The sequence below is a fragment of the Ktedonospora formicarum genome (genome assembly GCF_016587355.1).
In the GTDB taxonomy this organism is placed as follows: Bacteria; Chloroflexota; Ktedonobacteria; order Ktedonobacterales; family Ktedonobacteraceae; genus Ktedonobacter; species Ktedonobacter formicarum.
Genome location: NZ_BNJF01000001.1, coordinates 3,742,657 through 3,754,595, shown reverse-complemented (window position 1 = coordinate 3,754,595; position 11,939 = coordinate 3,742,657). Strand labels below are relative to the sequence as shown.

12 protein-coding genes and 1 tRNA gene are annotated in these 11,939 nt (G+C 51.3%); 7 read left to right on the top strand and 6 right to left on the bottom strand.

Annotated features, from left to right (window positions below; genetic code table 11):
- The first annotated feature begins 26 nt into the window (after nucleotides 1-26).
- Both K3T82_RS16095 and K3T82_RS16090 read left to right on the top strand, forming a co-directional pair.
- Nucleotides 27-99: transfer RNA gene (locus tag K3T82_RS16095), tRNA-Arg, on the top strand.
- 242 nt (nucleotides 100-341) lie between these two features.
- Complete coding sequence (locus tag K3T82_RS16090) at nucleotides 342-968, top strand: hypothetical protein (RefSeq protein WP_220194453.1); 627 nt, start codon at nucleotides 342-344, stop codon at nucleotides 966-968.
- A gap of 69 nt (nucleotides 969-1,037) precedes the next feature.
- Here K3T82_RS16090 and K3T82_RS16085 read toward each other — a convergent pair whose 3' ends face one another.
- A complete protein-coding gene (locus tag K3T82_RS16085) occupies nucleotides 1,038-2,447 on the bottom strand; it encodes an ATP-binding protein (protein WP_220194452.1) in 1,410 nt (469 codons plus the stop codon).
- 638 nt (nucleotides 2,448-3,085) lie between these two features.
- Here K3T82_RS16085 and K3T82_RS16080 point away from each other — a divergent pair.
- The gene (locus K3T82_RS16080; protein ID WP_220194451.1) at nucleotides 3,086-3,505 is read left to right on the top strand and encodes a response regulator; all 420 of its coding nucleotides are present in this window, start codon (nucleotides 3,086-3,088) and stop codon (nucleotides 3,503-3,505) included.
- 691 nt (nucleotides 3,506-4,196) lie between these two features.
- A complete protein-coding gene (gene ftsZ / locus K3T82_RS16075; RefSeq protein WP_220194450.1) occupies nucleotides 4,197-5,747 on the top strand; it encodes a cell division protein FtsZ in 1,551 nt (516 codons plus the stop codon).
- A gap of 62 nt (nucleotides 5,748-5,809) precedes the next feature.
- On the opposite strand, the gene K3T82_RS16070 is transcribed toward ftsZ, so the two are convergent.
- A complete protein-coding gene (locus tag K3T82_RS16070; RefSeq protein ID WP_220194449.1) occupies nucleotides 5,810-6,088 on the bottom strand; it encodes a hypothetical protein in 279 nt (92 codons plus the stop codon).
- Between the two features lie 93 nt (nucleotides 6,089-6,181).
- Entirely contained in the window at nucleotides 6,182-7,042 is an 861-nt protein-coding gene (larB, locus tag K3T82_RS16065; protein ID WP_220194448.1) for a nickel pincer cofactor biosynthesis protein LarB, read from the bottom strand.
- Between the two features lie 485 nt (nucleotides 7,043-7,527).
- On the opposite strand from larB, the gene K3T82_RS16060 reads away from it, so the two are divergent.
- A complete protein-coding gene (locus tag K3T82_RS16060; protein ID WP_220194447.1) occupies nucleotides 7,528-7,944 on the top strand; it encodes a hypothetical protein in 417 nt (138 codons plus the stop codon).
- On the opposite strand, the gene mutM is transcribed toward K3T82_RS16060, so the two are convergent.
- From mutM to K3T82_RS16045, 3 genes are all read right to left on the bottom strand, one after another.
- Complete coding sequence (gene mutM / locus K3T82_RS16055) at nucleotides 7,931-8,857, bottom strand: DNA-formamidopyrimidine glycosylase (RefSeq protein WP_220194446.1); 927 nt, start codon at nucleotides 8,855-8,857, stop codon at nucleotides 7,931-7,933. The two genes, K3T82_RS16060 and mutM, sit on opposite strands and share 14 nt — an antisense overlap.
- Nucleotides 8,858-9,376: 519 nt before the next feature.
- Nucleotides 9,377-9,817: a cupredoxin domain-containing protein gene (locus tag K3T82_RS16050; RefSeq protein WP_220194445.1), complete on the bottom strand. Its 441-nt coding sequence runs from the start codon at nucleotides 9,815-9,817 to the stop codon at nucleotides 9,377-9,379.
- A 145-nt stretch (nucleotides 9,818-9,962) separates the two neighbouring features.
- Nucleotides 9,963-10,643: a DUF3267 domain-containing protein gene (locus K3T82_RS16045; RefSeq protein ID WP_220194444.1), complete on the bottom strand. Its 681-nt coding sequence runs from the start codon at nucleotides 10,641-10,643 to the stop codon at nucleotides 9,963-9,965.
- 137 nt (nucleotides 10,644-10,780) lie between these two features.
- Between K3T82_RS16045 and K3T82_RS16040 the strand changes: the two genes are divergently transcribed.
- Nucleotides 10,781-10,966, top strand: a complete 186-nt coding sequence (locus K3T82_RS16040) for a hypothetical protein (protein ID WP_220194443.1) — start codon at nucleotides 10,781-10,783, stop codon at nucleotides 10,964-10,966.
- Nucleotides 10,967-11,023: 57 nt separating this feature from the next.
- Nucleotides 11,024-11,935, top strand: coding sequence for a ribonuclease Z (locus K3T82_RS16035; RefSeq protein WP_220194442.1), 912 nt, complete (start codon nucleotides 11,024-11,026; stop codon nucleotides 11,933-11,935).
- Nucleotides 11,936-11,939: the final 4 nt, after the last annotated feature.

Below are 11,939 nucleotides of genomic sequence, written 5' to 3'. Positions count from 1 at the left end.
TAGTGTATAGAGCGTATCAAACATATGCGTCTGTAGCTCAATGGATAGAGCACTTGACTTCGGATCAAGGGGTTGCGGGTTCAAGTCCTGCCAGGCGCGTTTTTCTTTCCCCTTTTCCAAACTTCCTTTATACATATCCAGCCTATATTGACTCAACATCCCATACATGCTATTATTTATCTTGCGCTTCTACGATTCCTAAAACATATTCAGAATAACTCAGGCAGTGAGTATTGATCCAAAAACTCCAATCTGGCAGAGAAGGCCTTTGTTAAGCAAGCTAATTCTCCTGCCAGATTTTTTGCTAGCCGCTTGTGCTAGAGAACAGCAAGGGGGCATAAGTGTACAGTGTTACGCTTAATGCATTGTATCGCATGTTAAGCGACTACAATTATAACGGATGGGGCTATGCCACGCTTCCAGCTGGCATTGGGCACATCAAAGACCCCTGTCGTATCATTCTCTCTATCTACCAGGGAGAAATCAAAACGTGCTATATCTCAGGGCCGGATGGACAAGTTCTTTTCACAGGGAAAGAAGCACTCGCGCTTATTACCCGACTCAACACCCTCAACTGGACCCTCAAAGACTATGAAGATCCAGAAACGCCTGCGCCCTCGCATCCTGCTATCCACCCACCTCCCAACGAGCGAGTCACCAGGCCGCTTCCGGCGCTGCGCTTTCCTCAACTACCTGAAGCCCAACGACCCGACTCTCGCGTAACGCGTCAACTTCCGGCGCTTCGTCCCGCTCAAGCCACGTCTCCGATAGTAATACGTACACGTGAGCACTCATTTAGCGAGGTTTCCAGCTGGCCGCGCAAATGGCGGCAGGTTTACATGCTCGCCAATGGGCAGACATCACGCGATAAGATTGCCTCTATGCTTCAGCTTACACCACAGGAGATAAATCACCTTTTGCACGCCATGATCTCACAGGGGATTATTACTCTACGTCAGCCAGAATAGCGAAAGGGCATGCAATATACATCTTTCCTTTCGCTATTACTTATGAGATATGAGAGTCGTACGTCTTCGCTAGCTCCCAGCCTCCGCCTCTAGATCATCCACAAATTGACGTGCCAGTCGGCCCGAGCGCCCCACACGCTGCCGCTCCCATTGTAGCGCGCGCTCACGTACATCTTCTTCTGAGAAGGCAAGGCCACGCTGAACCGCCAGCCGCTGCGCGATTTGCACATACTGTTCCTGGTTCGGCGCGCTAAATGTCACACGCAACCCAAAACGATGTACCAGGGACTGCTTCTCATCCATCGTATCACGCCAATTCACCTCATCACCTGGCTTACCACGATCAGCATGAAATTCCCTTACCAGATTCAGCCGATTACTGGTTACATAGATAAGCACATTGCGCGGACGGGCCTCCGCTGTTCCCTCCAACAAGGTCTTCAGGACTTTATATCCCGTCTCATAATCCTCGAATGAGAGATCATCGATAAAGAGCACATAACGAGGCGCGCGCGCACGTAGTTGCGCGACAATACGAGGCAAATCGCCAATATCATTCTTACTTACTTCCACCAGGCGCAATCCCTGGTCAACATAGGTATTGACTAACGCCTTCACACTCGACGACTTCCCTGTACCTGGAGGTCCATAGAGCAAAGCATCATGCGCGGGCAAGCCCGCCAAAAAGCGCTCAAGGTTTGCCCGGAGCTTTCCTAGCTCGCGCTCATAGCCCACAATATTGTCGAGCCGAATGGGGTCGGGATAGATAATTCCCTCCAGGGCTTGTATATCCCCTCGCCAGCGCAACGTCACATTTTCTGACTGCACACCACTGCCATGGCGCGCCCAGTGTTGCTCCAGCGCATCCGCAAGATCGCCCCAATCCTGACACTGCGCCACCTGCCCCATCAACTCAGTGTGGACACCACCAGCGGAAGACTCTGATATGATCCCCAGGTGTAGCCAGGGTTCCCAGGCATCGCTCAAGACTGGCATTACATCGCTCACGACACTCTGTACCGCTTCCCATATCAATTCCGCCGATAACGCGAAGAGGCGCTGAAGCGCCCTCAACTCACGGACAGCCTGACGGTGAAGGGTAGGAGAGACAGATACCTGACCAGCACGCATCCTACTTCCAAGCAGTTCCACCTGCCGTGTCCAGGCATTTTCATCGCGGACCAGTCGTTTTACCAGGTGACACTGCCAGGCATCAGGTAATGCGGCGTCAGCATATTTATTAGCCGAATCGGCAAGCACACGCAACGCGTCACTATATGCCGCTGCCACTTGCATCGGAACTTGTTCCGCGCTCGTCAATAGGCGAAATAATTTCAATACGGCCTGACTGGCTTCATCATCAACAACATTACGCAACACAGCCAGGCCCTGCGCACTGTATAACGCTTCCTGCATCAAGCCAGCGATACGTGCATTTACCATAAAAGAAGTTGTGACATTTTCTTCGTGTGTAACCATCGCCCCTTCTCTCTCGATAGCAGATTTTAATAAGCAATTTAGTCCAGATTCTCTCATAATCAGGTGCTAAAAACCAAAACATAGTACTTAGTATCGCACACTTGACCCGCACATTGAACCATAACAGCACTCATTAGTGAACTCCTGGCACTTATCCCAGCCAGGGCGAAGTTACAATGTTTAACCTTTCCCAACCACCCCATACACATTTCTCTATCCAGATGGTACAATACTGCCTATCACTAGTGAAATTTGTGTTGATAACGAGGCAACCATCATCGATATCAGCACACGGTACACCATCACTTGCATGCTATAAACCAATAGCGTCATAAATACGTGTATATGACAAAGGCATTGTATTTCATTCCTATATACTTGGTAGCTACAATGGTGATAGAAGGCATGGATACGAAGCAGATCACATGCGCTCTTTTTAGCCGTTCATCGTTGAGGGCAGGACAAGAGCTTCTTCCATAGGAGGAGCATTCATCAGTAGCAAATTACGTGTCCTATTTGTTAAACCTTATAGAACCAGACAACTTGCAACCCTTTATCGTCACCAAATCAACCGTATATCCGTTAAGAAAAACGTACATGCATAGCGTTCAATCTCATCTATTGCAAAGGAGTTTGTCATGCCAGGGGAAGTGTTTCCGCCAGCGGCAAAGAGCCCACGGAATATGACCATTTTAATCGTCGAAGATGACGCCGATATTGGACTGTTCTTACAGCAACTTATCGAAGAAGAGACCCCGTATACAACGACGTTAATCGACAATGGACTCACAGCATTGGAAAAGGCTCACCAGGTCACCCCCTGTCTACTCCTGCTCGATTATCGTCTACCAGGCATCAATGGTCTCGAATTGTATGACCGCTTACAGGAGAACCGCGATCTACGCAACCTCCCAACAATTATGATGAGTGCAACTCTCCCAGTAGAAGAACTGGGCAAGCGTGGCATCTATCAACTACGCAAACCTATGGATATTGGCAGTGTCATTCGCATGATCACACATGCCCTCGCGACCTCAGAAGAGAAAGCTATCTCTTAATTCAACTCTGGGAACTCGCGACTTGCCAACCAGCTTCATAGATCTTATGCACTCATTGCATTTTATATATCATTTCATTTCACTTTCTGGTCAGCGATGGTGGAGAATACAGAACGGCTAAGCAGGAGGCCGCCTCTTCCATCGCTGCCCTGCGCGAGAAATCGAGTTCCAGGATAAACGAAGTTAGCTGTCCATTACTATGCCACGACCATCATAACGTGCCCATGTTTTTTGTTCAAAACATGCACGTTAGTATGAGTTACTATCCAGACGATGTCCGTTTCCATTGGCCCCTGACATGCTCAGGTTTTGTCATAAGGAGTAACTTTTTCTTGTTTCCCCTCTTTTCTCTACTAGCACAACCCCTGGTGCGCTCATGACCGTAAATTCATATCACCTTTTTCCTCATTTCATACGTTATTTTATATAGGGAGAAATAGGCAACCCCAGCCACATTGGCATGTCTTCAAACACTAAGTAGCTACTTGACACTATTGTTACAATGCGAGATGAGTGCTTTTTTATCATCAGTTGCTCGCTATCGTGGATTGGGGCTTGTTGTAACAATCAGACATGCATCTGATCTATCTCTGGTGAAACACAAAACCATCTAATCACCCGGCACCTGCTCACTATGCCCAAGGGCGAGGATCCCGTGCCGTAGTTACGATGAGAGGAAATGGGGGTGTGCATGCAGCCATTATTCCACGACTCGCAGAAGCGAGACCCAGGCCAAAAGCCATGGACGCCAAAGGCAAAGGCCCGGTCAGGTGGAGAACAAGAGCAGGCGGATCAATGGGCAATCCTCCGCCAGGAAGTGGAGGATGAGCAATTCCAGCGGTATGAGACACAGACCGAATGGGAGCAGCGCGACACCGATGAGAACCCCGCTACCTCTTCATTTTTTGGCGAGACAGATCCAACCTATGATGTAGACATTGTCGTCGTAGGAGTTGGAGGCGGCGGCATGAACGCCGTCAACCGTATGATTAGCACCCATGTACGTGGCGTGCGTTATGTTGCGCTGAACACAGATGCCCAGGTTCTAGCGCTTTCCGAAGCTCCAGATCGTATTTGCTTGGGTCAACACCACACCAAAGGTCTTGGCGCAGGCGGGAATTCCGCCGTTGGTATGCGCGCGGCAACAGAGAGCGCAGCAGAGATCCGCGCAGCTTTAGGCGATGCGGATATGGTATTTATTGCCGCTGGCATGGGTGGTGGCACAGGCACAGGCGCGGCCCCAGTAGTCGCCTCTATTGCGAAGAAGCTAGGTGCCTTAACAATTGGTATCGTCACCCTCCCATTCTCCTTTGAAGGGACACGCCGCCGCCGTACCGCTGACCAGGGCCTTATGGAGCTAAGCAAAGAGGTAGATGCTTTAATTACCGTTCCGAATGATCGCTTGCTCACCACGGTTGCGCGTGACTTTAGCCTATCTGACGCCTTTAAGATCGCCGATGATGTACTGCGCCAGGGCGTGCAAGGTATCGCCGAGGTCATTAACGTACCAGGCATGGTCAATGTGGATTTCGCCGATGTACGCAGCGTTTTGAATGAAGCAGGTACGGCTCTGATGAGTATCGGGCAGGGGTCAGGACGCAACCGCGCGCAACAGGCTGCGGAAGAAGCGGTCGCGGGAGGCTTCCTCAATGTTACAATTCGCGGGGCCAAGCGAGTGCTCTTCAATATCAGTGGTGGCGAGGATATGACGCTCTTCGAGATCAATGAGGTTGCCGAACGTATTGGGGGCGCTATCGATGATGCCGCCGATATCACTTTTGGCGCGGTCGTCGATCCAACCCTTCGTGATACCATTCGCGTCACGCTCATCGCCGCCGGTATGGAAGAGATACCAACCGCGCGCCTGCAAGCAGTTCGCTTTGGGCAGCAAACTTCGGCACGTACGGGATCGCATACTGGTACAGGGCAACCCGCGTTGCCCTATAAGTCCGCGCAGTCAGCAACGCCGCCAGCCAGGACCGTTCGCCAGCCAGCCGAGACTCAACGTCCGATACAACAGCCGCGTCCAACCTTCCCACGCCAGCCGACTCCTCCCGAACGCGCGGCACAGCCCAGGCCACAGCCAGGTCAGGGCGCGCAGGGACAACGCGTACAGCGGAGCCTTGATGATTTGCGTGGGCTTCGTAGCCTCGCTCGCCGCCAGGACTTACGCAAATACTCCAACATAGGCGATGAGGAAGATGCGATTGACGTCCCTCCCTTCCTTAAACGCCAAGAATAAGGAAACAAAGCATAGAAGAAGAGCCTGTGTTAGCACCCGAGATACTAACACAGGCTCTTCTTCTATGCCTCTTCTTCAGTCGCGGAACTCGTTCGCCCTTTTTCTCCGCCCTTCTTCCCAATCTTGGAGTAGAAATCAGAACCCTGCTGACGCTTCGTCGACTCGCCCCCTTTTTTGCCAATCTCGGCATAGAACTTTGGGCCACGTTTCTCCTTCACAGTCTCGCCGCCCTTCTTCCCGATCTTGGAATAAAATTCCGGGCCGTACTTCTCACGCACAGCCTGTCCACCATGCTTGGCTTTCTGTGATCCAGGTTCAGGTCCACGCTTATTGTTTGCCATAGAAAGTCCCGCCTCTCTTTAACTTCTTTCCCACATTCATCTAGTGACATTGCGCTGAAACACCCTAGATCAGAACATTCCGCTGCTTCCCTGTCACGAACGACTTCCACGCGTGTGTGCGACTCGATTAGCGATCATCCCTGCTGTGATTCCCGCGCCTACACCATTATCAATATTCACCACCGCCAACCCAGGCGCGCATGTCTGTAACATCGATAGTAGCGCCGCCACGCCTTTCCCACCCATACCATATCCTACCGATGTCGGCACTCCGATGACTGGTACAGGAGAGAGGCCAGCGATAACCGACGGCAGCGCTCCATCCATGCCAGCAACGACGAGGATCACATCTATATCCTCCTCAAGAAGCGAGCGCAAGGGCTCAATCAACCGATGCAAACCCGCTACTCCAACATCGAAGATACGCGTTACCTTACATCCCATCTCCTCGGCAATCATTGCGGCCTCTTCCGCCACAGGTATGTCAGACGTTCCTGCGCTAATCAACCCCACTCTTCCACCTGTCGAGCGTCGCGTATACCCAGGAGCATAAATGACCATCATGCGCGAAGCTTCCTGGTAGCGCATCTCGTACTGAGCGAAGACCTCTTTTACCATCTCCAATGATTGCGCGGGCATCCGACTGATAATCGCTCGCCCCGTTCCCGCCAATAGCCCTTGCGCCATTGCCAGGATTTGTTCGGTGGTCTTGGTTTCACCAAAAATCACCTCGGGAGCACCCTTGCGTCTCTCTCGTCCACTATCAGGACGGGTTTCTATCGTAGATGAGACATCGCAGTGTACTGAGTCCTGTGTTACTCGCGGTTGCGCGTCGACTTGCCGCAACGCCGCCTGCTCAGTAACTTCCGCTGCGTCCTTGTCGCGCTGTCCTTTCTGCACATCACTGAGCAAATGATTTAGTAAGTCTAGCTGTTCATCAATTTCACGATTCACTCAAAATCTCCTATGTTTCCTGGCTCGCTCAAACATGGAGAACAATCTCCCCGCGCTCTTAAGAACACCGGCCGCTTGTCTTTCCATTGAAGATGATGATGTGAGTGTCGTGCAACATTTACAGTGTAACACAGCCAATCACAATCAGCAAGCCAACAGTAGCACATTCTTGTTTATAAACGTTGAAAAGACGCAATTCTTTAGCTGAGAAGCTCTTTGCTTTGTTAAAAACCCCTTAGCGCTCAAGCACCGTGCGAGGTTAGGGTGTTGATGGGATTGTGTATACACAATCCCATCAACACCCTATAAAGCCAATAAGTCCCGGAAAGCCGATCTGTTCGGGTCTAGAGCACAGAATACGGCTGATCCTAGCATGCTTGCTTCTTGCCAGCGCTATACTGTACAGTGATATGAAGTATATTTGCTCTCACATTTCCAGCAGGGCTTACCTTCTGCTTGGCCTACTATTTTTTAGCCTGAGTTATATGCTCACAGCCTGTAATAGCGCTTTTGTCGCGCCCAAACCCTCGGATCAGGTGCAGGCTGTCTCAGTGGATTCGACCTTTCAGCAAGGCTCGCCCGTTGCCGCTACACCTGGCTATCTATGCGGAGCCTGGTCATCCAATAATGCTCCAAGTACGCAAGGTACAATCACGATCTATGCTCGCCTGACCAAAAATATCGCGGGCGTCTCTGGCGCTCCCGCGACCGCGATCATTCACTTCCGTAATGGCGATGTCACCCTTCCATCACACCCCAGTAGCGATGCCGGTGGTTTTGTTAACTTTACCCTCCCACTGCTCGGGCGTCAGCCAGCTGGCATTCCAGCTACAATTGATGTCTCATTCACCCTCGATCAGGGCACGCTTGATTGTACATCAGCCTTCTTTACTCCAGGGTAAGGCTTTGACAGCCAGGGCAGAAGTGTGTACTCCGCTGAGCAACTATAGTACGCTCGATCAGCGTACCACAACGCACACAAGGTTTACCAGTCTGCTTGTAGACATGCACATGGTTATAGTTATCACCGGCCTCACCCCATAAATCACGGTATGAGCTAAAGGAGGTGCCTCCATGTTCTATACCCTTTGTTAGGACCGCAATGACGCCTTCGTGCAGTTTCGCGATCTCACCTGAGGTCAGACTATTGGCTGGGCGACGCGGATGAATGCTGGCGTAGAAGAGAGCTTCATCGGCGTAGATATTGCCCACACCTGCAATGACGGTCTGGTCTAGTAAGACCTGCTTAATTGGACTACGTTTATGTGCCAGGGACTCAGTGAGGCCTTCGATACTAAAGGCCTCACTGAATGGTTCTGGTCCCAGACCTGCGAGCGCCTCTTCCTCACACTCGCGCTCCCAATAGGAGACACGCCCAAACTTGCGAGGGTCGGTAAAGAGAAGGTTTCGCCCATCCTCCAGGACCAAACTGACGCGGCAGTAATCCATTTCGGAATCATGGATAACGCCCTCGGCGGTCGCTAAGGAAAAGGTTGGTCCCTTTGTGCTCCAAGCGCTTGCATCACGTTCGCGCAAACTGGTATCAAGCTGCCAGCCTTCGGACATCAACAAGAAATTGCCCGTCATGCGTCTATGGATAATCAATAGGCCGTTGTGATTGAGATCGATCAGAAGGTACTTTCCGCGTCTTCTGACCCCTTCTATGAGTCGGCCTGTGACCTGCGCCCGAAAGTCTTCTGGCAAGGGATGCGCGATAATGCGCTCCCAAAAGACGTGTGCCTCTCGTATGGTCGCTCCCACAATCGAGGCACGCAATTGCCTGGCTGTATATTCTACTTCTGGTAACTCTGGCATGAGTGTTTCATCAGCTCCATCTAGATCTGAAGCGGCTTTACGCTTATTTTTACATTCCTAACACGCTAGGATATTACGTCTTTTCATTTTTTCGCCTTTGTGATGCTTCCCAGCACCCAATTCCGATAACCCCAATTGAAGCCATGGCTCGCTCATCAATGAATGAATTGGTAGATCTGGAAAGCAGGCTAACCAATCTCGGAGCTTTTTCGCATCTACTTTTCATCTTGAGCATATGCAAATATCATCATGGTAGCCCGACTCATATTATATCCACTTGCAGCCACTAACCAAAACGTCAGTACATCTGGTTGTTCACTCTCACACGTCAAATCTTTTCCTGCTGCCAATCATTAAATACAGAAGAGATCACAGCTAATGCTGTAGGCTCACAAGCCTGGGTATTCTTCCCAGGCTTGTGAGCCTACAGCATAGTGGTTTATAGCTTGTTACCTATTCGCCAGAGCATCCCTGACGGTGGTGCTCTGGCAACGTTGGCGAAAGCTTTTTAGGGCTAAGCTATTGCACGACAATAGTAGCTGTCATCGATGGATGGATGGAACAGTGGTAAGTGTAGGTTCCAGCCTTACTAAAGGTAAAGCTAAATTTACTGCCAGGAGCAAGCGCGCCTGAATCGAAGGCTCCCTGGTCAGATGTGACTGTGTGAGTAGCGCTATCATTGTTTGTCCATGTCACTTTGGTTCCTACCTTGACCGTGAGACTTTCTGGAGCGAAAGCGAATTGCGCGATGGAAACACTATCCCCCCCGCTGGGGACTGTGGTTGCTTCTGTAGTAGGAACCGTAGTGGGTGCGGTCGTGGCGGTCGCGGCTGTCGTCGGTGTTGGTGTGTTAGTAGTTGCCTCGGCACCACCGCATGCCGCCAGTACAAACAAAAGGCTAGCAACAAATAGAAAAAGCCAGGCTTTGGGCGCGGCGTTTATGAGGTTTCTCTGGTTCATCCTTCTCTCCTCAGCTATGAGATACTGTATTAAACGAGTGTTTTCAAATGAAACAAGGATACGCCACTGGCAAGATGCTCTTACCAATGCAGATCACCCCAAATAAATACATCCGCTCCCTGAATTACATCTGAAAATTTCCCTTCTACTGCTCATTTTCCGACGCGATCTGCCAGGCACGATAGCCTGTTTCGCTATCTTCTAGCAGGACATCTTGTGGCAGCTTGCTCTGGCGCGAGTATACAAGCACATCGCCAGCAGCCCCCGCGAAGTTGCCACTTAAAGCAAGCTGTATATAAGCTGCCAGTCCAGGTTGCCAGGCAATCAAGATCAGCCCCAGGAGGGTAATGACAACCAGGGGTGCCAGAGCAATCACGGCATACTGGCCGCGTGAGAAGAGTTGGGCTCGCGCACCACAATAAAGCGCGAGCGGTAGTTTAGCCCCAAAGTAGGGTCTCCCGCCCCAGAAGAGAATCGCCAGACCATGAATGGCTTCATGCAGAGGTAAGATGAGAATATAGCTTATGATGTTGAGCACCAGCCAGAGCAACACACTCCAGAATGTCAAACCTTGCCACCAGGCAAAGCTATGCCCATATTGGCCGGCCCAGAGAGCGTAAGAGGCAATATTACACAGCGCGAAGGTCAGACCACTGATTAGCAGCATCCGCGCACTCAGGCGCGCCAGGGGTCGCAACTCCTCCTCACCTAATAACTCTACCTCGTCAATTGTTCGGGCTTTTCCCTGGTCGACCTCTCGCTGTAATGCTGCTCGTCGTTGCGGTCGATAACGGTCTATTACCTCTAGAATCATAGGTGCTCCCATTTTCCAATGCCTTCAACGCGTGTCTCTCTATCCCGACATCGGGCTCTATTCTAGCACACTCTAGTCCCTCACGCTCGCAACTGCTATACTATAAGCCCGGGAAACTGAGTGAGCTAGGATCAAGAAAGGCAATATACATGCGCAAGTGGCAAGCCTGGAACTATCTCATCGTTGTGTTCGCGCTCTTCTGGCTCTCCTTCGCAATATTTCTGATTTTTGTAAGCGGATTTCCGTTTCTGGTCATTAGCATAGCTCTCACGACTATCGGGGCGTTCTCTGCCATTATTACGGCTCTGGCATGGGCATATGAGAACAATAAGTAATTACTGAACATACTATAATGCTCTCTATACATTGTTTCATCGAAGAGGACCACATCTATGTTGGATATCTGTCTGTTAGGAACCTGTGGTATGATGCCGCTTCCCGGTCGCTGGCTCTCCTGTATGCTTGTACGTAGCGGTTCGCATCTGACACTTTTTGACTGTGGGGAAGGGACGCAGGTCCCATGGAAGTCGCTTGGATGGGGCTTTCGCCAGTTGGGCGCGATTTGCTTCTCACACATGCATGCCGACCATGTCGCGGGACTGCCTGGAGTGCTCTTTATGGTCGCGCACGCGGGTCGCACGGAGCCACTTCACATCTATGGCCCACACGGCACAGCTTACGTCGTGGAAGGCTTGCGGAGAATCGCCGCTGAGCTTCCCTTTCCCATCCACATCCATGAGTTAAAGGGGGGAGAACAATTTGAGCTTCCGGGCAAGCTCCAGGCCCGATGCGTGCCCGCCTCGCATGGTATTCCCTGTCTGGCTTATCGCGTTGATCTGCACCGTCAGCCAGCCTTCCAGGCAGACCAGGCTCGGGCGCTCGATATTCCCATTCAGTTCTGGAAGCGACTTCAGATGGGAGAGACTGTGACACATGAAGGGCGTTCGTTCGAGCCTGCAAATGTGCTGGGAGAGGCACGCCGTGGGATCTCACTGGCCTATATCACCGATACGCGCCCTGTTGATGCTCTGCATGAGTTGGCGCGCGATGTCGATCTGCTGGTCTGTGAGAGTATGTACGATAATCCCGACGATCTGCCATTGGCACGCGCCAACTCCCATATGCTCGCATCGGAGTCGGCTGGTATCGCCAAAGCGGCAGGTGCTCATCAGTTGCTCCTGACTCACTTCAGCCCCAAAGTCAATGATCCATCGCGCGCTGAAAAAATGGCACGTCGTGTCTTCCCCAACACACGTGCAGCGAAAGATGGTCTGGCACTCTCGCTGGATTACGCCGAAAATTAAGGGA

What these genes read in the sequence shown, in the direction of transcription:
- K3T82_RS16085 (WP_220194452.1), bottom strand. Translation starts at nt 2,447, where the DNA reads ATGGTTACACACGAAGAAAATGTCACAACTTCTTTTATGGTAAATGCA.
- K3T82_RS16080 (WP_220194451.1), top strand. Translation starts at nt 3,086, where the DNA reads ATGCCAGGGGAAGTGTTTCCGCCAGCGGCAAAGAGCCCACGGAATATG.
- ftsZ (WP_220194450.1), top strand. Translation starts at nt 4,197, where the DNA reads ATGCAGCCATTATTCCACGACTCGCAGAAGCGAGACCCAGGCCAAAAG.
- K3T82_RS16070 (WP_220194449.1), bottom strand. Translation starts at nt 6,088, where the DNA reads ATGGCAAACAATAAGCGTGGACCTGAACCTGGATCACAGAAAGCCAAG.
- K3T82_RS16060 (WP_220194447.1), top strand. Translation starts at nt 7,528, where the DNA reads ATGCTCACAGCCTGTAATAGCGCTTTTGTCGCGCCCAAACCCTCGGAT.
- mutM (WP_220194446.1), bottom strand. Translation starts at nt 8,857, where the DNA reads ATGCCAGAGTTACCAGAAGTAGAATATACAGCCAGGCAATTGCGTGCC.
- K3T82_RS16050 (WP_220194445.1), bottom strand. Translation starts at nt 9,817, where the DNA reads ATGAACCAGAGAAACCTCATAAACGCCGCGCCCAAAGCCTGGCTTTTT.
- K3T82_RS16045 (WP_220194444.1), bottom strand. Translation starts at nt 10,643, where the DNA reads ATGGGAGCACCTATGATTCTAGAGGTAATAGACCGTTATCGACCGCAA.
- K3T82_RS16040 (WP_220194443.1), top strand. Translation starts at nt 10,781, where the DNA reads ATGCGCAAGTGGCAAGCCTGGAACTATCTCATCGTTGTGTTCGCGCTC.
- K3T82_RS16035 (WP_220194442.1), top strand. Translation starts at nt 11,024, where the DNA reads ATGTTGGATATCTGTCTGTTAGGAACCTGTGGTATGATGCCGCTTCCC.